The 23,311-nt window shown below is 39.6% G+C and carries 19 protein-coding genes and 1 riboswitch; all 19 genes read right to left on the bottom strand.

From position 1 onward, the window contains the following. Positions 1–98: 98 nt before the first annotated feature. Positions 99–178: riboswitch (ZMP/ZTP riboswitch) on the bottom strand. A gap of 60 nt (positions 179–238) precedes the next feature. The 19 genes from DS745_RS24745 to DS745_RS22460 all read right to left on the bottom strand — a co-directional run bounded on the left by DS745_RS24745 (position 239) and on the right by DS745_RS22460 (position 23,288). Beyond that, a complete protein-coding gene (locus tag DS745_RS24745; protein ID WP_161568357.1) occupies positions 239–400 on the bottom strand; it encodes a hypothetical protein in 162 nt (53 codons plus the stop codon). Between the two features lies 1 nt (position 401). Further along, entirely contained in the window at positions 402–1,634 is a 1,233-nt protein-coding gene (locus tag DS745_RS22545; RefSeq protein ID WP_161568356.1) for a Ger(x)C family spore germination protein, read from the bottom strand. After that, positions 1,622–2,725, bottom strand: a complete 1,104-nt coding sequence (locus tag DS745_RS22540; RefSeq protein WP_129080489.1) for a GerAB/ArcD/ProY family transporter — start codon at positions 2,723–2,725, stop codon at positions 1,622–1,624. Before DS745_RS22540 ends, DS745_RS22545 begins: the two co-directional genes overlap by 13 nt. A 7-nt stretch (positions 2,726–2,732) precedes the next feature. Next, a complete protein-coding gene (locus DS745_RS22535) occupies positions 2,733–4,241 on the bottom strand; it encodes a spore germination protein (RefSeq protein ID WP_129080488.1) in 1,509 nt (502 codons plus the stop codon). Between the two features lie 587 nt (positions 4,242–4,828). Continuing rightward, entirely contained in the window at positions 4,829–5,686 is an 858-nt protein-coding gene (kynA, locus tag DS745_RS22530) for a tryptophan 2,3-dioxygenase (RefSeq protein WP_129080487.1), read from the bottom strand. 17 nt (positions 5,687–5,703) lie between these two features. Next, entirely contained in the window at positions 5,704–6,342 is a 639-nt protein-coding gene (kynB, locus tag DS745_RS22525; protein WP_129080486.1) for an arylformamidase, read from the bottom strand. Between the two features lie 3 nt (positions 6,343–6,345). Next, complete coding sequence (gene kynU, locus DS745_RS22520; protein WP_129080485.1) at positions 6,346–7,626, bottom strand: kynureninase; 1,281 nt, start codon at positions 7,624–7,626, stop codon at positions 6,346–6,348. 163 nt (positions 7,627–7,789) lie between these two features. Then, entirely contained in the window at positions 7,790–8,524 is a 735-nt protein-coding gene (locus tag DS745_RS22515; protein ID WP_241657911.1) for a response regulator, read from the bottom strand. Beyond that, positions 8,496–9,923 carry a sensor histidine kinase gene (locus DS745_RS22510; protein ID WP_161568355.1) on the bottom strand — a complete coding sequence of 476 codons (1,428 nt, stop codon included), beginning with the start codon at positions 9,921–9,923 and terminating at the stop codon, positions 8,496–8,498. Before DS745_RS22510 ends, DS745_RS22515 begins: the two co-directional genes overlap by 29 nt. A 134-nt stretch (positions 9,924–10,057) precedes the next feature. Beyond that, positions 10,058–11,083, bottom strand: coding sequence for an ABC transporter ATP-binding protein (locus tag DS745_RS22505; protein ID WP_129080483.1), 1,026 nt, complete (start codon positions 11,081–11,083; stop codon positions 10,058–10,060). A 2-nt stretch (positions 11,084–11,085) separates the two neighbouring features. Continuing rightward, entirely contained in the window at positions 11,086–12,126 is a 1,041-nt protein-coding gene (locus tag DS745_RS22500) for an ABC transporter ATP-binding protein (protein ID WP_129080482.1), read from the bottom strand. 2 nt (positions 12,127–12,128) lie between these two features. Next, positions 12,129–13,058, bottom strand: coding sequence for an ABC transporter permease (locus tag DS745_RS22495; protein WP_129080481.1), 930 nt, complete (start codon positions 13,056–13,058; stop codon positions 12,129–12,131). A gap of 26 nt (positions 13,059–13,084) precedes the next feature. Further along, positions 13,085–14,053, bottom strand: coding sequence for an ABC transporter permease (locus tag DS745_RS22490; protein WP_129080480.1), 969 nt, complete (start codon positions 14,051–14,053; stop codon positions 13,085–13,087). Between the two features lie 72 nt (positions 14,054–14,125). After that, on the bottom strand, positions 14,126–15,796 hold the full coding sequence (locus DS745_RS22485) for an ABC transporter substrate-binding protein (RefSeq protein ID WP_206662953.1): 1,671 nt from the start codon (positions 15,794–15,796) through the stop codon (positions 14,126–14,128). 183 nt (positions 15,797–15,979) lie between these two features. Further along, positions 15,980–17,926 carry a DUF4910 domain-containing protein gene (locus DS745_RS22480; RefSeq protein WP_129080479.1) on the bottom strand — a complete coding sequence of 649 codons (1,947 nt, stop codon included), beginning with the start codon at positions 17,924–17,926 and terminating at the stop codon, positions 15,980–15,982. Between the two features lie 83 nt (positions 17,927–18,009). Next, positions 18,010–19,554, bottom strand: coding sequence for a sensor domain-containing diguanylate cyclase (locus DS745_RS22475; RefSeq protein WP_129080478.1), 1,545 nt, complete (start codon positions 19,552–19,554; stop codon positions 18,010–18,012). Positions 19,555–19,767: 213 nt separating this feature from the next. Next, positions 19,768–20,919 carry a homogentisate 1,2-dioxygenase gene (locus DS745_RS22470; RefSeq protein ID WP_129080477.1) on the bottom strand — a complete coding sequence of 384 codons (1,152 nt, stop codon included), beginning with the start codon at positions 20,917–20,919 and terminating at the stop codon, positions 19,768–19,770. A 152-nt stretch (positions 20,920–21,071) separates the two neighbouring features. After that, positions 21,072–22,331: a fumarylacetoacetase gene (gene fahA, locus DS745_RS22465; protein WP_129080476.1), complete on the bottom strand. Its 1,260-nt coding sequence runs from the start codon at positions 22,329–22,331 to the stop codon at positions 21,072–21,074. A gap of 15 nt (positions 22,332–22,346) precedes the next feature. Next, positions 22,347–23,288 carry a hypothetical protein gene (locus DS745_RS22460; protein ID WP_129080475.1) on the bottom strand — a complete coding sequence of 314 codons (942 nt, stop codon included), beginning with the start codon at positions 23,286–23,288 and terminating at the stop codon, positions 22,347–22,349. Positions 23,289–23,311: the final 23 nt, after the last annotated feature.

Below are 23,311 nucleotides of genomic sequence, written 5' to 3'. Positions count from 1 at the left end.
TGAATATTCTGATAAAAGTACGTTCTAAGAGCTACTACCAACAAATATGTTCACTATCGCCTCTTAGAAAACATAAAGAGGTAAGGGATTTGATCCCTTACCTCTGCCCAGGCGAACGGCTTCCGACATTATGTGCTCCCTCACGGTTATCCGCGTTTCGCCAGTTACACATCATCGTTTAATTGATTTTTATATTATCAGATAATTTAGCGACTTTCAACCGTTTATTTAAAAGATTTTACCGAAAAAGTAAATAAAGCGGTAGAGTGACAATTGATAACGCTAACACTACGATAACGGAGGCAGCAAACCGTTGATCATCCCTCCACAATACTTTTGCATAGGAGAAGGTATAGTAGCCAACGTAAAGACAGAACAAAACAATTATCCAAGGGATCATTTTAACCTTCCCCCTTAATTTTCTCGACTTTTGAAGGATGTAGTTTTTGACCAAAGTCTTTAAACGTCAGGTCAAAACTAACGTGTATATCTGCTTGCTCATATTTTTCCATCCATTGGTAATCTTTAAATTGATCAACTGTTACAAAATTTCTTCTTGCTCTTAGTGACCACAAAAATGGATCACCCTTTAAATCATTTTGTGTATAGGAAATTAGTTGATTTACCTTTTCTTCTAATTCCGCTTGAAACGCTTCTTTTAGCCTACTTTGTTGATCTAGATTCGTTACGTAATTTGTATTACTATGGATTCCTAATACCTCAACGAGAAGGGGAACACTAACATGAATTTTGGGTACATCATGACTAGTGTCTATCGTTATATTTGTTTTTTCTCTTTTAAAGACTTTCACCGTGACTTTTTTGTTAGGATCTTCTGGATCTTCAAGGGTTATTAACATCATGTCTGCTCGTTCCTCAGGTCGTAACCAGAGAGCTAGTCTCGTTTCTTCACCAGTTAACTCACCGATTATTTTCCCTTTCTTAAATACGACAGAGCCAATCATTTGAATTTGATTGGAGGATCTCTTCTCTACTTCCCCTGCATAGTAATCATCATTATCAGCCGTTATTTTTGTTTCTTCTGTTCCCCTCGTTGCACTAATGGCTAAAAAAAGATCTCCGTCATTTTCAGTAATCGAATAAAAGCGACTTAAGGTCGAGTATGGGGTAAGTCCCGTCTCCTCCCATCGTCTAGCCATTAAATCATAAAACTTATGTGGACGAACCTCCAATGTTAGGTTTTCTTCTCGGATGAATTGTTCAGCACTTTCCTTTGAAACAATGAAATGCAACTCCCTTCGAACGTGGCGGTCACGGATTGCAGCTGTAATAATTGGTAAAAACTCATCGGATCTCGCTAGTTCTTGACTTACAATAATTGACTTGGCGTGGGCGAAACTTAAAGTTCTAGAAATCGAGATATTTGCTAGGTCTCGCGCTGATACGATATCTGCAGAGTGGAGGGTTATAACTTCAGAGGCAGTTACATCACCCGTTGCGAGATTTGAGCCAACGACTGGGTTAGCGATTTGATAGGTAACTTTTACACTGCCGTTCTCACCTTTGTCTAACCCAATGGCGATAACCAAAGCGACCTCTTCAATTTCGGTACGATCCCAACACCCTCCAAGGAGTACGACTAAAAATAAGAAAGTTATTTTTACATATCGCAAGACTTGGCTTCCCCCTTCCCTTTTCCTTTGGATACTACCCAAAGCAGTACAGGAATTCCTACAATGATTGTTGTAAAAACAAACGGTAGCATGAGATCATCTCTAGCAACTGCAATGATTGAGGCTGCATTTTCTGGGATAATCCCTACTAAGATCACAAAGGTTGAAACCGGTAAAAGTAATGGTTTGTATTCTTTAAGGCGTAATGTCTGAGCCAAAAGTACTGTCACTAGATATAAGTAAATGGAAAAGCGAAGTAACGAACCTATCGTCCAAAATAATAGGAAGAATGCTTCCATATTAGTTATAAACCGACCAATATGAATAACCCTCGCTAATTGATGATACGGATAAATCAGATGGCCAGCCGAAGCGTAATCAAACAGCATGATAAAGGCAGCAAAAAAGATACTCAACTCCACCATAACAATTCCTAGCCCTAACCAGCTTGCATTTTTGAAGTTCTGAAAACCTTTGACACAAGGTAATAACAGTGTAAATAACACAAGCTCACCAAAAACAAAGGTATAACTTGCTCCGCTCATTACTAGTGGCTGTATGCCAGGACCACTGAGCGGAAAAATCCGATCAACATTCAAGTCCTTCCAAACCAATACAACCACCAGGAATAACATAACCTTTACGTAAGGAAGGAAAATCCAAGCTGTTCTGCCAATGATCTCTAATCCTTTGCTTGCAATAAAATAGGAGCTACCAAGTAAGACGACATAAATGGCAATAATGGGTGTTTTTTCAAAGTAAAGAGTTGAGAGAATGTCAACATAACTTCGACTATGAAGAACCGTAATGAACAAAACAAAAGACAATAATAAACAGCCAGCAAGAGCACCGCCATAACGACCAAGTAACTGATAACATAGATCCATTAAATTGGTCTGAGGATACTGCTTAAATAAAGAAAACAGCAAACTCAATGGTAAGGTAATGACGAGCGCCCAGATAATGGGTAACAGCCAAAGTGCAGTGTTACTATTAGGAAGTAATATCGCTGGTGTCATATCAGTTGCTCTGAGTGTGATCGTAAATAAAACGATCGCAAGAAATTCTCTGAAGCCTGTCTGCTCGTTCAAAATAAAATTACCTCCCTTCAGGTTTCTCCTTTCTAATTTGATCTTTAGGATGGATATTGAAAGGTCGTAGCCATTGCTTCCAAATAGGCATGCGTAAGATTAAGTCTTTGGAAGATCGGTAATGTGGTGTCATTGGACTTAAAAATGCAACACCAAACGATTTTAACGAGACAATATAGGCTACACCAAGTGTTAAACAAATGCCTAAACCAAAGAAACCAAACGCTGTAGCAGCAGCTAAAAAGAAAAAACGAGAAATTCTGATCATAAAGCTAAGGCTAAGATCTGGGATTGCAAATGAAGCTAACCCGGTAATCGCAATAACAATCACAAGAATGGGACTTACAATGTTGGCTTCTACTGCTGCTTGTCCTAAAATAAGTGCTCCTACAATTCCAATGGTTGGCCCCATCGGAGTTGGAATTCGTAACCCAGCTTCCCGTAATATTTCAAAGGCTAATTCCATAATAATTAGCTCAAAGATAGCTGGAAAAGGAACAGTCTCTCTTGTAGCGGCGATTGCTAGCACCAAATCAGTCGGTACCATTGCTACATGATGGTTTGTGATGGCAATATAAAAAGAAGGTGCTAGTAAAGCAATAAAGATCGCTAGGATCCGAACGATTCGTGTGAACGAACCATAAATCACTCGTTGATAAGAGTCTTCTGCCGTGTGGAAGAAGGACCAAAAGGTAACGGGTACAATTAAACTAGCTGGAGAACTATCCATTAATAAGACAATGTGACCCTCTTTTAAAAATGCAGCTGCCCGGTCCGGTCGCTCAGTATAGAGGACAGATGGAACTAATGAATAGGTTCGTTCTTCAATATGTTGTTCTAATAAACTCAAATTCTGTACATCTGCACTTTCAATTTGTTTCACTCGTTCTTGAACATTTTTTATCAGCTCTGGATTGGCGATATCCTTCATGTACAGCATTGAAACCTTCGTGTTATTATGGTTGCCAATCGAGATGGTTTCTGAAACTAGCTGGTGACTACGAAGCTGCTTTCGGATGAGAGAGCGATTGACACCACTTGATTCGACAAAGGATTCAAGTGGTCCTTTTAAAGAGGTCTCTGTTTGTGGTTTGTCAATTCCACGATGTTCATAACCGACTGTTGGAATGGAGATTGCTTCTTCGTAGCCATTGATCAGTAAGATTGTATTCCCATGAATGAGTTCCTCTGCTACTCCTTCGATGGTCGATAGACGAGAAATCCCCTTGATAGGTATGGTTTTTTCCAAAAGGATTAAGCCATTGTCATGTTGTGGTTCGCTTTGTTGATCCATTAATGGGGCGATAATATGATTTTGTATCTCAGCTCCGTCTACGGTTCCTTCGAGATACACAAGCGTAGCTTTTGCTTGTATGGAACGAATAAACAATTCCTTCATAGAAAAATCGCTATTTAGAGGATAGGAAAACTGATCTTTTAAAATTGTTACATTCGTTTCTAGTTCTTTATGAATTTGTTCGCTTAGCTGATTTTCCTTTTGTTGAGAAGAAAACATGGCGTAACAATCCCTTTTTATCTCAAAATTTGTTAATTCTTCATTTAATCTCCCCAATCAATGTTCAGTTATGTAAGGAAATACAGTGTTTCCCTTTTGAACTGGCTGTTTTCGCAAAGTTTGTTGCTTTCGTAAAAATCCCAAAAGCCGGATTTTTACACAAATTACTAAGAACCCACCACTAATTTAGTAAGTACTGCTCTTTTCTTACATAATTTATTGGCTGATATCTTCATCTACGGTATTTTTCCGATTATTTAGGATAAAGAAGCCACAATGTTTACGAAAAAAGCCTTTGAACTACAAAAAAAGGCTGCAAATTTATGCAGCCCAATACTTGTTTCAGACTTCTTTAGTTAAGTTTGTAAACTTTAAGATTAAGATAAATGGCGAGAACGAAACCTGCGATATAGAAAGTCGCTCCTGTAACAGATGTAGCGGAAAATAACTCTAAAATACCCATATTGTTCCACCGCCTTTTCTTTTATTATATCACCGTTCATGTTACTGGGGATAGAGAGTTCTGAAAATTGACAAAAACTTGGAACATAAAAAACCGAACGCCAATAGCGTCCGGTAACTTTTTATTATAACTCTGTTCTAATATCCCATAATTCAGGGAAAAAACGTTGATCAAGGACTTTCTTTAAATAGTTAACCCCAGAAGATCCTCCTGTCCCCATTTTAAATCCAATAATTCGTTCAACGGTTTTCATATGACGGAAACGCCACTGTTGAAGCCAATCCTCTATATCTACTAACTTTTCAGCCAACTGATACAAATCCCAATATTGGTCGACATTTTGATACACCTTGAGCCAAGCTTCCTTTACGGATTGATCTTGTTCGTAGGGAATTGTGTAATCACGATCAACAACATCGGGATTTATTGTAAGTCCTGCTTTTGCTAACGCTCTAATTGCCACATCATATAAACCTGGCGATTTGAAAGCATCTTGAAGTTGACGATGAAGCTCAACGTCTTTTTCATAGATCTTTAAGACATGCAGCGTTTTGTAGCCTAAAGCAAACTCAATTAAACGATATTGAAATGATTGAAATCCAGAGGCCTGGCCTAAAGAATCACGGAACTCCATGTATTCAGAAGGCGTTAGGGTTGATAATACATCCCAGGCTTGTATGATTTGTGCCTGGGTTTTTGAAACCCTTGCCAGCTGTTTAAAGGAAGTTTGCATCTCTCCCTTTTCGATCGATTCGATCGCTGCCGTCATCTCGTGGAGAATTAATTTCATCCACAGCTCACTGACTTGATGGATGATAATAAAAAGCATTTCATCGTGGTGATCTGACAGGCGGTTTTGACCAGATAAAATTTTATCTAACTGTAAGTACTCACCGTATGTCATGTTGTTTGTAAAATCTGTATGAATGTCTTTTTCATTTTCTGTTGTTGATACTCGTTTTGGTTGGTCTTCGTAGCCCACGTAAGTATCTCCCTTCTCTATAGCTTTCTGACAACAGCCCGAACTGGACTTCCATCAGCTTCTTTTAATGGCAGTGGTAGGGCAATTAACTCATAATCACCTGGTTCGATATGATCAAGCATGACGTTCTCTAAAATATGAATGCCATTTTCATAAAGAGCGTGATGTCCTTCAAGGTCTTTACTATCCAATTTGTCGACGGACGGGACGTCAACGCCGATGAGCTTCACTCCTTTTTCGGCTAAATAAACTGCCCCGCACTTTGTAACATAAGGAATTTCCTTTGGGAACACTACTGGATTATTGGGAATGGATGTCCGAATTAAAACACGGCTCACTCCGTCTAAATCAAATTTTTGTAGTGTAGTAGCATCTAGCGTACTAGCTGTTGAGACATCAATCATCCGGCAAGGCCCAATGTAAAGATTGATATCAAGGTCAAGGATCCGCTTTCCATCATTCATAAAATGGAAAGGCGCATCTACATGTGTTCCGCTATGTACGCTTGTTGTGATTTGGCCAATGTTAACAGAGCCGGTTTGTTCTTTTGTATACGTAACTTCATAAGAAAATGGTGTATCTCCAGGCCAATGGGCAAGCTCATTTGTTAATGGCTGTGAAATATCGATCCATGGATTTTTGTTTTGGTTCTTCATGATCTAGGCGACAACTCCCCGTTTATTTTCGAATTGCTTGTATTGTTCTTCTTTCATGATCGCCTTAAGTGTTTGTACCACTTCCCACACTTCAGCAAAGGTGTTGTATAAGGCTACTGGCGCAAGACGAATCCCGTTTGGTGAGCGGAAATCAGGAATAATGTTGTTGGCTTTTAATGCTTTACAAATTCTTGCTGCTTCTGGATGTTCAAGAAAGATATGCCCGCCACGATTGTCATCGTTTCTTGGGTTGCGGATTTTAAAATCATAATCTTTTAATTCATGATCGATAAGTTGCAACATATAGCCTGAAAGTTTCAGTGATTTTTCTCGTATGTTCTCAATCCCAGCTTCTTGAAACATTTCTAGTGACCCAATTAGCGGAGCAACACTTAGCACATGTGGTGTTCCCATTTGAAACGCACCGACATCATCTGCAGCAGTTAACTGATGATCCATATCAAATTGACGATCTTTCCTTGAGCTAAACCATCCTGCAAGACCTGGAGTCTTACCGAAATGTCGTTGATTGACATACAAACCACCTACGGAACCTGGCCCACCGTTTAAGTGCTTATAGTTACACCAGAAGGCAAAATCCACGTCCCACTCACTAAGTTGGTGTGGAATCGAGCCGATCGAGTGACATAAATCAAAGCCGATGAGTATCTCTCGTTTGTGAGCTTCCTCTGTTAATCGCTTCATATCAAGGATTTGGCCACTACGGTATAAGATACTCGGTAAAATAATGACAGCAATTTCCTCAGACATGGCTTCAATAATGTCGTCTTCATTTAGCATGTGACCATCTGGGCTTGCTACCTTTACAAGATGTGTTTCTGGATCCAAGCCTCTTAGCTTTAACTGACTTTGCAAGGCATAAATATCCGTAGGAAAGGAAAGCTGATCAGCGAGGATTTTATTTTTCTTTCCTTTTGGTTGAAAAAATGAAGCAACTAGTTGATGTAGGTTGGTCGTTGTAGAACCCGTCATGATGACCTCATTTGGTTTACCTCCAACGAGTGGTGCTAGCTGTTCTCCTAATTTTTCGGATAAGTAGAACCAAGGATGCTCTCCTTCTGTCCACCCGTCGATGCCTAAGTCTCTCCAAGAATGTAACATGGAAAGCAACGTTTGCTCTGCTCGTTTTGACAATAACCCAAGTGAGTTTCCATCAAAATAGATTTGATCTTGCTTTATGTAAAATTCGTCTCGATATCTTGCCAACGGATCTTCTTGATCTAATTGACGCGCATGTTCTAGTGTATAAGTATGTTCAGACATACTACCCCTCCGCTTTCTGAATTTTATAAACTATTAATCAATTAATTATATAGCAGTTTAAAAAACTACTCAATGAATTGAGTTAATAGGGTAAAGTGTAGCAATTCTTTTTTTACGTAAAATAGTCACGATCAATGGGAGATCGTGACTATTTTACGGGTATTTAAGCATTTTTAGTAATCTGCTGCAGGTTCATATCATTGACGTACATGTTGTTCCACAGATAATGGTTTTTTGGTCGACCTACTTTTCCATAATCATTGTCGATGGTGACGATCCCTTCTTCTACTAGATGGTTTAAATACCGGTGTACTGTAGGATACGAAATGCCTGTTTCATTACTAATGACTTCTATCGTTTGTGGTACACTTTGAGTAGAGAGGTACGACGCAATCAAATAGAGAGTTTTTTTGGAAATCCCTTTGACGATTGCCTTTTCTAACACAGACGACAGTGTTGCTGAATTGTTGGGAATACTAGCTAAACTAGAGCTCTGCTGTATATCGCTTTTGTGTAAGACCATTTCCAATCCTGCTAATCTCATATGTACTTTTATACGGGAAATGATATCGGGGGCCTTGATTGGTTTTAAGGCAAAATCGTTCGCGCCGGCTTGACTAAACTCTTCGACGATTTCCTGGCGTTCATCAACGGTTAAAACGATGATTGGCGTCGCCTGATCCATTTGTCTAATTGTTCGAACAGTAATCAAACCATCCATAACAGGCATATGAAAGTCTACTAAAATGAGGTCTGGTTGATGCTCTAGAAATTTTTGAACTCCTTCTTTGCCGTTGCTTGCAACAATCGGTTGATAGTCGGCAAACAAGCAAACCTCTTGTAGTGTATAGCGGATGTCTTCGTTATCATCAATGATCAAAATTGTTTTCATGTCCATATACTGTAGCACTCCCCTTCGGTACAAAAAGAGTAAACGTCGTCCCCTCATTTTTGATACTGTCAATTCTAATTCTGCCATCATGGTCATTCACAACTTTTTTTACAAATGGTAATCCTAATCCACTCGATCCTTTTGTACTATAGCGAACATCCCATATTCTCAGACGGTCATTATCACTCATCCCTACTCCATTGTCTATGATGGTGATAATTACTCCTTCGCTTTTAATCCCTTTGGCATAAGCGTTCGTATAAGAAAAATCGATATCTATCTGACCATCAACCTGGTCTTTTGTTGCATCTATCGCATTTTGAATTAAATTAATTAACGCTCTCACTAACCGGATCCGGTTAATGCAGATAATTTCATCAGGTTCATTGATTGTAAAACTAACCTGTTGGTTGTGAAGTCCGATGAAATTCGCTCTCGTATAATCAATTAATTCTTGTAAACGTATTTCACGTTTGACATCCTTGTATAAAATTTCTGATATCATCTCATTTAGTTGTTGTATCGACCCTTCAATTTTATTAATATAGTCATCCATTTTCGAGCCTATTTTTTGTTTTTGAAGCTGTAATTGTAATAAGGAAATCAATCCGCGAATGGTTGTTAACGGTGTTTTTAAATCATGAACTAAACTATGAATTTCATCATTTAGTCTAGATTCTATTGCACTGATTTTCATATGTTGTAGTTCCTCTTCACGCTTTTGACTAAGAGCTAGTTCTTCGTTTCGTATCATGTTAATGCGAATGAGTGTTAGAGTTAAACAGACCGTAATAAAAAATGGAATAAAGATAAGCCAGCTGATTAGTTGAAGGATATGAGCTCCTTCTAATTGAAAAGAGGCATTAATGACATCTTGCATATATTGACTTTTACCAAATCCGAAATGACTGAACGCAGGATTCATCTCTAACCATTGCATCATTAGAATTAATTGTCCTGACAAGATGGCCTGGTACCCAAGCTTTATTTTCCAAATGTTCATTTTGTAAATGAGAAAAAGATAAGTTAGTAGCGTGACAATAGGTGTGGCTAGGGCCAATGTGTAGTCGAACGTGGCAATTAAGATAAAATATGAACCAAAAACAGTGAAAATGACCACTAAAACGCTCAGTCCTTTTCCTAACAAACGTTGAACCTTTTGTCCTAATGTAATGGCAGCTAAAAAAATCATAATTTCTGTCACAGTATAAATTAATACGAGAATAATAGCACCTACGATTAACTTCCCTTTGTCATTCAATAGGACAGCTCTTGTTACATATTCAGAAACTCTGTCATAATATGGAGACATGATCCAGCCTGTTAAAAGCAACCACGAAATTAAAACGAAGGGTATAAATAATAATTGGTAGAAGTTTTCAGTTGGCTTTTGAATGTTATACAAGAAATACCCCCTTTTGAATATTCTTAATTTTCCCAATTTTATCATACTATATTATTTTTTTGTAACTTTCATTACCATTTGTGTAAAAATAGGAAAAGCTGCCTGAAAGATTTCCACTTTTAGGCAGCTCTTCTTTAGTTCGTTTTCTTAAAAACCAACTCATCAGACTGGTAGATACAAGCGCTCCATTGATTTGGCCCTACTTCCATTAGCGTGTGATCGCATTTGAAACATTCCTCAGTAGCAAACGGACATCTCGGTGTAAATCGGCACCCTATTGGTAAGTTGATTTGATCTGGGACTTCATCATCGATTTCAATCCGTTTACGCTCAAAATCTGGATCTGGAACAGGTACAGCAGAGATCAATGTCTTTGTATAAGGATGCTGTGGATTTGAGATTACTTGATCAACAGGGCCGATCTCTACGATTTTTCCTAAATACATCACGGCAATTCGGTCACATAAATACTTAATTGTCGATAAATCATGAGAAACATAGAGCATTGTTAATCCCATATCTTTTCGTAGTCGCCGTAAAAGATTAAGAATACCGGCACGAATAGAAACGTCAAGCATCGAGACGGGCTCATCTGCCACAAGGATTTTCGGTTGGAGTACAATACCTCTAGCAATGGCGACACGTTGGCGCTGTCCACCACTTAGTTCGTGGGGATAACGGTACATGTAATCGACAGCTGGTTTTAACTCTGCTGTTTCTAGTGCTTCGATCACTTTTTCTCTCAATTCATCTTTATTTTTTAAACCATGGATTCGTAATGGTTCAGCGATCGTATCATAGATGGTAAACTTGGGATTTAACGTTTCATAGGGATCCTGGAATATCATTTGAACTTCTTTGCGAAACTTCTTTTCTTCACGCTTAGAAATATTGACCATTGATTTACCGTTAAAAAGAATGTTCCCGTCAGTTTGATCCTGTAAGCGAACAAGGATTTCACCTGTGGTTGTTTTCCCTGAACCACTCTCTCCTGCAATTCCTAGGATCTCACCTTGCTCAATCGTTAGATCAATATCATCTATCGCTTTCACAAATTGTTTGTTTCGATTAAAAACATCCTTAAACCCCTTATTCACAGGGTAGTATTTTTTCAGATTTTTAATTTCAATAAGTGGTGTTGCCTTTTCCGGTGTACTCATTTCTATCCCTCCGTTCCTGTTAACAGTAACCGTTCCTGAACCTTTTCCCATGTCTCACCTTTCTTTGATTCGATACGGAATTTTTCCACGTCTTCTGTAAAGTGACAGGCAACAAAATGTTCTGGTGAAACTTCTACCAACGAAGGTATTTCTTGCTGACATAGTTCTGTCGCAAACGGGCAGCGGTCCTGAAAACGACAGCCTGGTTTTGGGTTCATTAAATCTGGTGGCGAACCTGGAATTGAAATTAACTCTTCCCCAATGTCAGCAATACTAGGAAACGCATTTTGCAAGCCTAGCGAATACGGATGGTAAGGATTTTTAAAAAAGTCCCTAGTACTAGCCTTTTCCATCATTTTTCCACCATACATGACGATAATTGTGTTACAAGTTTCTGAAACCACGGAAATATCATGGGTAATAAAAACCATTGAACTGTTAATCTCTCGTTGGAGCTGAATGATTTGATGTAAAATACGATCTTGAACAACAACATCGAGTGCCGTTGTTGGCTCATCGGCGATGATCAGTGCGGGTTCTAACGTGAGTGCCATGGCGATAATCGCTCGTTGCTTCATCCCACCACTCATTTGATGAGGGTAACTTCTTAATCGTTTTTCCTCTAATCCTACCATTTTGAACACTTCAACTGCTCTTGAATACGCCTGTTTGTTGTTCATATTTGAATGAGCTTGAATAGCTTCAATAATTTGATCACCAACTCGGTAAACAGGATTAAGAGCACTCATTGCACTTTGCGAGATCATCGCAATATCTTTCCACCGTAATTTACGTATTTCTTCAGGGCTTTTTGTAACGAGATTTTCCCCTTTAAAGATAATCTCACCATTAGCGATTTCCCCGTTACTCGGTAGAAGTCTCATAAATGATTTTGCTAGTGTTGTTTTCCCGCAGCCACTCTCTCCTACTAATCCAATTCTCTCTCCTTCTTCTAAAGTAAAGGAGATATCTTGAACGGCTTTTAGCGTTCCATTTGCCGTTTTATATTCAATATCTACATTTTTCACTTCAAGTAATGGCATGCTTATCGACTCCTTAATCTAGGATTTACGACACTCTCTAGCGCACGAGCGATAAAGAAGATCGAAACTAAGAGAAGAACTATCGCTAATCCTGGCGGTATCATCCACCACCATGCGTCTCTAGAATTTCCTGTTAAGAATGCTAAATGAAGAATTTGCCCCCAACTAGGGACTTCAGGATCACCTAACCCTAGAAATGCAACACTTGCTTCTGCTGTAATCGCCCAGTTTACCATAAAGGCCATCTCTAGTAAGGCGAGTGGGACTACGTTTGGCAACACATATTTCCACATAATGCGAAAGTTGCTAGCTCCAGAAATTCTTGCGGCTTTGATAAACGGTCGTTTCGCGACTGATAATACTTGTGAACGAACAATTCTTGCTACTGTACGCCAGGATAGCAAGGAAACTGCTAAAATAACATTCCAAATACTCGGCTCTAGTAAAGTTACTAGGACAATGACAAATGGGATAAAGGGAATTGCATAAAAAATATCAACAATTCGCATTAACAAAGCATCTACCCAACCGCCGTAATATCCGGAAATAACTCCAACCGTCGTACCGACGAAGGTGACGAGGACGGCTGCTAAGATCCCGACCAAAAGCGCTGTTTTCGCCCCTTGGACGACTTGGCTAAAAATATCTCTTCCAACGTTTGTCGTACCAAATAAGTGTTCCGTACTTGGTGGCTGTAATCTCTTAATCTCACCTTGTCCATCGCGATGCATTTCATTAATGTCATAAGGAGCGATAAAGTTAGCGAACAGTGCGACAATGACAAAGACAATTAAGATAAAACACCCTGTTAAGGCAAGTTTGTCAGTTAGAATGTTTTTATAAAATAAACGTAACGTTTCCGAACGTTTTTTCTTTTTCGGTTTCACTATTACTTTAGATTCAGTTTCAGTGACTGGATTTGGATTTCCCATTATTTTCACCTCTCTTTATCTTTTACTTAGTAGGAAATACGCGGATCTAAATAGGCATAAAGGATATCTGCAACTAAGTTCATCACCATCACCATCGCTGCCATGATAATAAATGAACCTTGCGCGAGCGGATAGTCATGTCGTTGTGCTGACAAGACAATTTCTTGGCCTAACCCTGGCCAGCTAAATACATACTCTAGAAGTACCTGGCCCCCAATGGCAGAGCCAACAAATAAGGCACCAGCCGTCACAACAGGTAACAAAGCGTTTCTTGCGGCATGTCTGTATAGAATGACTCTTTCCTTTAGCCCTTTTGCTCTTGCCATTTCGATAAAATCTTCACCAAGTACTTCTAACATCGTGTTTCTCATAATTAATAGAGGTGTTGCTAGGAAAAGTAATGATGCAACGATCGCTGGTAAAATAAGGTGTTTAACGAAATCCCAAGAAAAGAAGAGCTGGAACATATTATTAACTTCCTCACCAGGTGAACGCATCCCTGAACTAGGAAACCAACCTAAACGAACCGAAAAGAAATAAATAAAAATGATACCAACCCAAAATGTCGGAGCAGATCGAAACACAAGTGCCATCGTTATTGCTGTCGATTCTAAGAAACTACCTCGCCGCCAAGCCATCCAGGCGCCACCAAAGATCCCAAAACCATAAGCAAAAATCATCGCAGCAAACATTAAGATTAAGGTAGCTGCTAGTTTATCACCTAAAATATCCGTAACCGACCGTTTATAGTAAAAAGAATTACCAAAATCAAGCTTGACTAAATCACTTAAGAAAACCTTGTATTGTACCCATAAGCTTTGGTCTAACCCATATTGAGCTATGAGCTGCTGCCTTGCCTCCAAGGGAATTGAAGGATCGACCATGGCTGCAGTTGGGTCACCAGGCATAAGTCTAAATAAGAAAAAGATCAAGGTCGCAACAATAAATAAACTTACTAACATTTGAAAGATTCTTCGAGCTATATAAGAAGCCATTATACACACCTTCCTTTTTCCAATAGTTTAGAAAAAGGAAGCCGACTGTGGAGTCGGCTTATCCTTTTTTTGTTAATTAGCAGGTAAACGCAACCTTCCTTGACTATCCCACGTATAGCCAGCTGCCTCTAAAATTTCGCGAGCTTTGCTTGGTTCAAATGCTGGTCGAGTGACATTTGGATTGTGCCAGAATTGGTTTGCGTCATTAATATTTAGACCAGCACCACCTAAGCCACCATAGCCCTCTAAATGGGCGTCTACAATTGTATGGAAATCAATTGTATGAGCTAAAGCATTACGGAATTCTTTGTTATCAAATGGTACTCGACGAAGGTTAAAGCCAAGAAATTGGAAACCGATACTTCCTGTTTCTGTCACATTTAAGTGTTCAATTCCTCTAGACTGGTTAATATGAGCAGGTATCATTGGATCTGACAATGTGTCGATATCTTTTCTTTGTAATCCCGCCATAATCCCTTCCATTTGACCATATAAACGATAAATCATTCCTGATATTTCAATGTTGTGGTAGAAATCATTGTTTGTAGAAAGACTAATTTCTTCTCCACGTCTCCAATGATTAAAAGTCATTGGACCACTACCAATTGGATCTAAGTTCGGGAAGTCTGCTGGAGAACTAATTCCTTGCTCTTCCATCACATTTTCCCAGTAATGCTTAGGAATGATCGGAATTTGCGCTAATGTGTTATTAACGAAAGGTGCATATGGATATTTCAGGTTGAACCGAACCGTGGTATCGTTCACTACTTCCACAGACTCAATTGGATCAATGAAAGCAAGGAAGTACCCAGGGTTATGCTCTATTTGAAAATCAAATGAGAACTTTACATCTTCTGCAGTTACAGGGTTACCATCATGGAACGTCATTCCTTCACGAACGAACACATCAACGGTTGTATCGTCGATTACATCCCAGCCTGAGGCTGCTGCTGGTGTTGGTGCTCCTTCTAGGCTTACACGTACTAACTTGTCATAGATTAAACGAAGAATTCTCCACTCATAGGCTGTAGATGCATCAAGCGGATTTAATGTATTTAAGTCATACGTTGAACCAACACGTAACACTTTATCGTCAGCTAATGGCTTAACGTAGTATGGAAGCCACTCACTAAAGATCCCTTCGCCTACCATTAATGGCACATCTGTAAAGCGTTCATTGTTGTACGCCTGCACGAACATTGGTACATACGTAGTTACAAATGGAACTTCATCAGCGATAATTTCTTGCGTTTGGAAAATCATTTCTCGACGCTTATCGATATCCATCTCTTGGCGCTGAGCAGAAGCTAACTCATCGAACGCTGCGTGAACAAAACCACTTGAGTTATTTCCGCCAGGACCGGCATTTGAAGAGTGAAGAATACTATACGTAAACATATCAGGGTCTAAACGCTCCGCACGACCTGACCAGCCAATTGTATAAACATCGAAGTCGTGATCCTCCCCATTGAATACACGGTCAACCATCGTGTTAAATTCAATTGGTCGAACAGTTACGTCAATACCGAGTTTTCTCCACTCAGCCGCAGCCATATTTGCTGCCTCATATTGTGTTTGGTTCGCTTCGGGTGTTGAGCTTAAAATAGTAATTGATGGAACAATTTCACCGTGTTCTGTTTCCGAATACGAATCTTCTTTTGTGTCAGTCTTGTCACTCGAACAGGCAGTCATAAAAAATACTAATGCAAATGCTAACGTTGCCAGTTTCCAGAACTTCAACATCTATTCCCCCTTAATTTTATTGACCACAGTAAATGTTTGGTCAATAAAACTATACTTTTAAATAGATCGAATTGTAAGAATATTCTTATATTTATTGTTTTTCTTGAGTTTTTCTCGTTTTTATTATGGTGTTACACAAAAAAATAGGTACCTCCCGTCTAACTAGAGAGGTACCTATTTTTTTTATTTCTCAGTTATTAACCCTAACCTTACACTCAGCTCCATTAATTCTCTTGTATATTCAGGAAAGTAATCTCCTGTTTCATATCTTGTTAACGTAAGAATCTCCTCGACTGACCTTTTTCCATCCATCCAGTAGAAGAGAAAATCATCGTAGCCCATAGGAACCTTGTGTTGATACCAATCGAGTCGTTCCTCTAACGGTAAAAGAGTGATTTCATCACCAATACGAAGAGGTGCCGGGTAGGTTCGCGTGTAAACAGCTTTCACCCAGTGTTCAGTATTAGTTTTGCTTTGTTGACGAGTCGCTGAAAATTCTCCTAGCTTGGCTAACATTTCTTCCTGTAAGAGGCTTTGAGCACTCAAAATTTGTTTTGCCCACTCGACTTGCTCTACTAATCTGCTGAAGTTTCGTAGATTTGCATAGGCTTCGAGTTGTTCGATTGCTTTTGTTTCATAAGAGATATACAGTTTAAAAGCTTCAGACATATCTTCTAACGAAAAGTCTTGTTTAGTTACCCATTCCATTTCATTGTTTACGTATCTTGAACTTCTGTTTGTATGCTGAATTAAGTACGACGTCCACTCATCTTCTCCCCCATTGGCAATGGCGTAGCCATATAAAGCTGTAACCACTCCAACTTTTTTCATCATCGTCGCGTCAAGGTTCTGCGGAAGGTCTGATGTTGTATGATAATGTTTATCCGGCCATTGAATGAGCATTGGACACGGGATGCCAATCGTAGGATCAGAAATGATGTAATGATCACTACCCCCAGAGAAGCGGGTTTTTACATAATGGATCGTACTATATCTTGTTGTCCCAGAGAAATTAGCGGCATTACTCATCACTTCTTCAACGAGCTGGTAAGCAAAACGATCGACAAACGTTGGTGTCGCTAGAGGCGGTTGTTCTACACATAATGGTCCGCCACCTTTGGTTTGGTCTGCACCAACCATATCCAAGTTTAGTGCAGCGGCTGTTTGTTTGATTCGGTTTGGATGTTGATGAAAATAAGCGGCTGTCCCGTTCATTTCAGGCATCATTAAAAAGCGGATCCCGAGTTCTGGCTTTGCTAACTTGCCTTCGTCTAGTAAACGAGTCAGCGTTCTCATAACTTCCATTAGGGTTCCTGGGCCAGATGAATTATCCTGTCCGCCTGGATATGGATGACATAAGTGACTAACTAGGAGAATTTCTTCCTGTTTTTTTCCAGGAATAAAGTACTCAATATTTTCAAAGTGGCCATCGTAAAGGTCTGTGTCAACCTTAGCATGTAAGGTAACCTTAGACTGTTTCGCTAATGCGCGTAACTCTTCCCCGATCCGCGGTGAAACAACAAAACCAAATGATTTTGTTTCCTCATCTGTATGCCACCAATATGACGTATATTGACGTGTATCTGGGAGATCCATCCTCGTTCGTAACGGTGGAAATTCTGCTAAGTGGTCAAAAATAAGTCCTGCTGCTTTGTATTTTTCTACTGCAAGAGCATGGACAACTGCTGGGGTGCCGCGTACAAGGGCAATCTTCCCTTTAAGATCTAACCCGTGGTAACTACTATCTAGCTCGGCATCCTCGATGATAATCAATTCAGTTGTTACTCCTTCTTGGGGTGTGGATATACTGCGTTGAATGAGTGAAATTTCTTCTTCTTCAAACCTAGCAACTCGTTTTCGTACAGGTGTTTCAATCCATAGTTCCGCAGAATTACAGTGCCATTCTTTAAAGGATTGATGAGATAAAAAGCGATCGCCAAATTTGGCAGGGTAACTCACAAGTTCTGCTTCGACCCCATCCCGTTTTAGAAGATTCATGATTTGATTGGCAGCTTCACGATACCCAGGTGAAGCTTGGATACGGTGATATTGAGCAATTCGTTCTGCATAACGAAATGCTTGTCTACCAGAAAGTTCTTCTTCAATCAGTTTTTTATATTGTTCAAACATTCAAACCCCTCCTTTTTTTATTGTATATTTCGTCATTCGAATGAACATTCCCTTTTTCACACAAAAAAGCAGCCCATAGTTAATTAAGGCTGCTGAGATAAGACAGAACGATTGCGGCCTGCTTCTTTTGCTTCATAAAGTGCACTGTCGACCCGGTGGAAAAATGCACCTAAATCTTCTTCTGGTTGAAAAGCCCCTACTCCTAGTGAGATTGTGATTGGACGACCAATAGGGCTCGCTGTTTGACTAATGCTTTCCCGCATTCTTTCTGCAATACTTAGTGCATCTGTTCCATTTGTATTTCCTAGTAAAATGACAAATTCTTCTCCCCCATACCTTGCACAGACATCACTAGCTCTTACAAAATCTTTCATTTTATTAGCTAGAAAGATGAGAACATGATCGCCCATTTGGTGACCAAATTCGTCGTTCACCTTTTTGAAACGATCAATATCTAAGACAATGAGTGAAAAATTATTTTGATCAATTTTCCATTTCTCCAAAGTAAGTTCGAACTGGCGTCTATTGGCTAACCCAGTAAGAGGGTCTGTTAGCGATTTTGTTTTGTATTTATTAATACTTCGCTCTTTTTTCATCACAAAAAGTTCGAAGGTCTTGTTTAATTGCTCTGCCTCGAAATACCAAGTGGATATGACTGGTTTTTCTTTCGTAGAGTTATTGGAGTCAAACACATATAAGGCAAGCTTCCTAAGAGGATCCGCTAATTTATTCGTTAGAGATATGGTTAAAAAAATGAATAAAACAACAAAAGGCATTGCGTACCAAAACATCTTTTTTACAAGTGTCAGTACAGGTTTAATCGCGACCTGATACGGTGTTTGCGAAACAACGCCCCATTGACTTGATGGAATATAGGTATAACCACTAAGCATGTCAACCCCTTTAGAATTGAGATGTCTTTGTGAGCCACTTTCACCGTTCAGTAGCTTTTGAACAACTAGGTTTTTATGAAATACCGTATCCCCAATACGATTTGTATCAGGGTGATAAATTAATGTCCCTGTGTCATCGACAACGTAGACATAGGATCCGTCCTGGTAAAAATGTTCACCTAAAACTGTCCGAATAATATTGTCCTCTTGTAAATAGATTGTCCCAGCAAAAAATCCCAGATACTCTTCATTTGCTCCCCATAACGGAACTGAAATCATGATAATGAGTCGATTCGTGATTGATATATAAGGCGTGGTAATAATAGGCTTTTTATGCTTTAAAGATTCCTTTGCCCCTAGTGAATTAAGTTCCATGCCCTCAAGACCAATATAAGGCGTGGCACTAATGATGATACCGTCTTTATCTATGACCGCTACTGAATTAAAGTTTTTACTACTAGCTAGAAAACGTTCTAGTTTTCCATCTAATTGATCGCCGTTCATTTTATCACTAATTATGTCATGTCGCCGTAATTCAAGGCTTTGGATCATTGATTGAAATACCTCATCAGTCATTTGTGCTAGTTTTTCTGAATAGACTCTATTAATCTCTAACGAATGATTGACTAAATTGTCCTTTGTAACAAGGTAAGCAGAAAACAATGTTGAAAATAGAATGCCAATAATAACAGTAAAGGTAAGAACTAAGATTGAGAGCCGTAATGTTATTTTCATTGAGAATTCCTTTATAAAGTAGTATTATACTAGAATATATTATAGCAAATCCTGTAAAGAAATACATTAAGAAGTTTGGAATAATCAGGACTTATTTCACAGAATATAGTAGGTTTCAGGTGAGGCTGTGGACCTATTGGGAAATCTTACTTTTCAAAAAAAAGTAACAATCTTCCCCTTTAAGAGGATATGATTGTTACTTTTTCCAATTTACTAGACCCAACTATACTTATACCCTTTATCCTCTAATGGCTCTGTATGTTTCACAACCTTCAATGGACGGAAGGTATCAATCATGACGGCTAGCTCTAGTGTTTCTTTTTTACCAAGACTCGCCTCAATCGTGCCAGGGTGTGGTCCGTGAGGGATCCCTGAAGGGTGTAATGTAAATGAGCCTTCTTCAATGCCTCGACGACTCATGAAATTCCCTTTTACATAATAGAGAACTTCGTCACTATCTACATTACTATGGAAATATGGTGTCGGTACTGCCTCCGGGTGATAGTCATACATTCTTGGTACAAACGAGCAAATGACAAAATTATTTGCTTCAAACGTTTGATGAATAGGCGGTGGCATATGAATGCGGCCAGTAATTGGCTCGAAATCATCTACATTAAAAATGTAAGGGAATAAATAGCCATCCCAGCCAACGACATCTAACGGATGATGACCAAAAACGTGAGAATGCATAAACCCTCTTGATTTCGTCCGGACCTCATATTCTTTCATCTCAACATATGTCTCTAGTTTTCCAGGACCATGGAAGTCACGCTCACAAAACGGACTGTGCTCGAGTAACTGACCATGAGCATTACGATATCGTTTTGGAGTTGTAATCCAACTGTTGGTCTCAATCACCAAGAACTTTGAGTCACCTGGATCTGGTACGACTCGGTAAATCGTTCCGATTGGAAGGACAATGTAATCACCTGGTTTATACGTGAGTGTGCCAAATGTAGATTCAACCTTACCTGTACCGTAATGAACAAATAATACTTCGTCACCATCACCATTGCGATAAAAATAATCCATAGTCTCTGTAGGATTTACTACACCAATAAGGACATCTTCGTTTCCTAGTAGGTAATGTCTACCCATTACAGCATCGGTTTTGTCTGTATATTGATGTGAACGCAAATGACGCGGTGCTAAATCGCTTTGTTCTTCATATTGAATCCGGCAATCCTTTAGCAAATCTGATTTTATAATCCTTGTCGGTGGATTATGATGATATAGAATCGATTGGATGCCTGAAAATCCTTTTGTCCCCATCACTTGTTCACGAAAAAGTGAACCATCTTCTTTTCGAAAAATTGTATGTCTTTTCCGCGGGATTTGCCCCATTTGTTTGTAAAATGGCATGCTCTGTCCCCCTCCCTCTTATATACATCAAACATTTTATATTTTTTCACCCTGTTGTGGTGATAACTTGTTAACCTTTGGAGTGTTGGTTTTACGAATTATTATAGTTTGTGTTCCAAACAGCACTATTGGAACCTGGATTTTCCTGTTCCTTACTCCTCGTAAGCCGGCAGAACTCGCCCTGTTACCTCACCGAAACCAATTCGATAGCCATCACCTTGGCACCAACCAGTAATCGTTAACGTATCTCCATCCTCTAACCAAACGCGCTCCTCACCATTGTTCATTTCAATTGGCTCCGTCCCGCGCCAGCTAAGCTCTAGCAAACAACCTCGTTGCTCTTTTTCAGGACCACTAATCGTTCCTGATGCTAGTAGATCTCCCGAACGTAAATTACAGCCCGTTACTGTATGATGGCTAATTTGTTGTGCCATGCTCCAGTAGAGATAGCTAAAGTTCGTTCCAATAATTTTTTGTGCTTCATCCATTTTCTCACCTTTTAGGTAAACCTCGAGGTTAATATCAAATGAGCTTGGGCCGTCTTTTTGAAGATACGGCATAGGTGTTGGGTCCTGCGTTGGACCTGCTACACGGAATGGCTCAAGTGCCTCTAGCGGAACAATCCATGGTGAAACTGATGTTGCGAAACTCTTTGATAAAAATGGTCCAAGTGGTTGATACTCCCAGGCTTGGATATCACGAGCACTCCAATCATTGACCAGTACGAGTCCAAAGATTTGGTCTTCTGCGCTGGCTACTGCGATTGGCTTGCCGTGTTCATTCCCAGGTCCTATAAACCAACCCATCTCTAGTTCCAGGTCCAATTGTTTACTTGGGCCAAAAATAGGAGCATCTGCTGTTGGTGGCTTCATTTGTCCACTAGGACGGCGTACATCCGTGCCACTAACGACTACCGAGCTTGCTCTACCATGATAACCAATAGGTAAATGAGTCCAGTTAGGCATTAACGCATTCTCTTTTCCTCGAAACATCGTACCAACATTGGTTGCATGTTCTTTTGACGCGTAAAAATCAGTATAATCACCAATCTTAGCAGGTAGTAGCATTTCAACATCCTTTTGATGAATAATGGCTTCTTCTCGTAAAACTGGATTATCACGAAGCGTGGGCTCGTCTTCACTTAGTAACGTCTGAACTTGGGTTCGAACATTTTTCCAAGCAGTTCGGCCAAGAGCCATAAACTCGTTAAGAGAAGGTTGATTAAAGATGTCTTCCTTAATGCCAACTCCTCTAAGTAGACCTGCTCTCTCAATTACTGCTAGATCCAAAATGTATTCTCCAATCGCAACACCAATTCTCGGGTCCTCCCCAGTTAGAGGGCGGAATACCCCATATGGCAGGTTCTGTATCGGAAAGTGTGACTCGGGATCAACTTGTATAAAAGACTTCATGTACGTAGCCTCCTTTTAAAGAATTTTTTTCGACTGAAGGCCTTCGCGAGGTTCGTCAAACGAACAACTACCGTAAGAATATAATGATTGTTTACGATATTGCTCAATTTCAGTAACAGCGACAATTAAGTCTTTCCAGAAAAGACCTTTCTCTGTGAAGCGAAAATGAGATGGATCCTCATCAGCCAGAACATCAGCTGTTGTAGGGATATCTAATCTGTGAACGCCGACAAGCATCCCAGCCGTAAACAGATTTAAAAACCCGTGCATTTTTGTACTGACTTCATCACGATACATCCGAATTGGGTGATGTAAACCAGCTGTAAATTTAAGTGGAATATTCCGTTCATAACAAGCAACTAACGTAGTTGCCACTTGTTCAGGACTAGGAAACGCATCAGCAGTCACGCCTCCTGTTCGTAGCTTTACACCTAGCTGAATGTCTTCCTTACGGTTATGCTCAGAAATTTCATCTACTGTTTGCAGCATCATGTCAACCCATTCGTCATTTAACGGCATTGTTATCTCACAAAACGTTTGTAACTGATGCTTGTTTGTTTCCCTAGCAATTGTTTTTAGAAAATGACTGTTTGGGAGGATTGGAGGAAGTGGCATCTCATAGACGTTGATGCTCACTTTTCCTCCATGTCTATGGCAAAAAGCTGAAATTTTATCTAGATCACTTTGTAGTAGTCCTAGACAATGGCTGGCATCTGTACTCCGCTGGCCGATCGCTGAGATATCCAAACGTATCTTTTTCGAAAAAAGCGATACGTATGGGTCAAGCTCATCCAGTCTTGAAGCCGGAATAATAAATCTTCCAAGCATCCAAGCATCCGCATCAGACTTATATGATGCGTAGTTGTGGATGGCCTCCTCTAGCGGTAGCTGAGACGGTGGGAAAAGCCCAGCATAGTCAATTAAATTTGATAAGAAAGATTGCGTACTAGATTTCACAAGAGATCCTCCCTTACATCAGG

Origin of the sequence: Anaerobacillus alkaliphilus, from assembly GCF_004116265.1 — a bacterium.
Taxonomy (GTDB): domain Bacteria; phylum Bacillota; class Bacilli; order Bacillales; family Anaerobacillaceae; genus Anaerobacillus; species Anaerobacillus alkaliphilus.
The sequence above is the reverse complement of the archived record's forward strand: the minus strand, read 5'-3'. Positions and strand labels throughout refer to the sequence as shown.

What these genes read in the sequence shown, in the direction of transcription:
- DS745_RS24745 (WP_161568357.1), bottom strand. Translation starts at nt 400, where the DNA reads ATGATCCCTTGGATAATTGTTTTGTTCTGTCTTTACGTTGGCTACTAT.
- DS745_RS22535 (WP_129080488.1), bottom strand. Translation starts at nt 4,241, where the DNA reads ATGTTTTCTTCTCAACAAAAGGAAAATCAGCTAAGCGAACAAATTCAT.
- kynB (WP_129080486.1), bottom strand. Translation starts at nt 6,342, where the DNA reads ATGAAGAACCAAAACAAAAATCCATGGATCGATATTTCACAGCCATTA.
- kynU (WP_129080485.1), bottom strand. Translation starts at nt 7,626, where the DNA reads ATGTCTGAACATACTTATACACTAGAACATGCGCGTCAATTAGATCAA.
- DS745_RS22515 (WP_241657911.1), bottom strand. Translation starts at nt 8,524, where the DNA reads ATGGACATGAAAACAATTTTGATCATTGATGATAACGAAGACATCCGC.
- DS745_RS22505 (WP_129080483.1), bottom strand. Translation starts at nt 11,083, where the DNA reads ATGAGTACACCGGAAAAGGCAACACCACTTATTGAAATTAAAAATCTG.
- DS745_RS22500 (WP_129080482.1), bottom strand. Translation starts at nt 12,126, where the DNA reads ATGCCATTACTTGAAGTGAAAAATGTAGATATTGAATATAAAACGGCA.
- DS745_RS22495 (WP_129080481.1), bottom strand. Translation starts at nt 13,058, where the DNA reads ATGGGAAATCCAAATCCAGTCACTGAAACTGAATCTAAAGTAATAGTG.
- DS745_RS22490 (WP_129080480.1), bottom strand. Translation starts at nt 14,053, where the DNA reads ATGGCTTCTTATATAGCTCGAAGAATCTTTCAAATGTTAGTAAGTTTA.
- DS745_RS22485 (WP_206662953.1), bottom strand. Translation starts at nt 15,796, where the DNA reads ATGTTGAAGTTCTGGAAACTGGCAACGTTAGCATTTGCATTAGTATTT.
- DS745_RS22480 (WP_129080479.1), bottom strand. Translation starts at nt 17,926, where the DNA reads ATGTTTGAACAATATAAAAAACTGATTGAAGAAGAACTTTCTGGTAGA.
- DS745_RS22475 (WP_129080478.1), bottom strand. Translation starts at nt 19,554, where the DNA reads ATGAAAATAACATTACGGCTCTCAATCTTAGTTCTTACCTTTACTGTT.
- DS745_RS22470 (WP_129080477.1), bottom strand. Translation starts at nt 20,919, where the DNA reads ATGCCATTTTACAAACAAATGGGGCAAATCCCGCGGAAAAGACATACA.
- fahA (WP_129080476.1), bottom strand. Translation starts at nt 22,331, where the DNA reads ATGAAGTCTTTTATACAAGTTGATCCCGAGTCACACTTTCCGATACAG.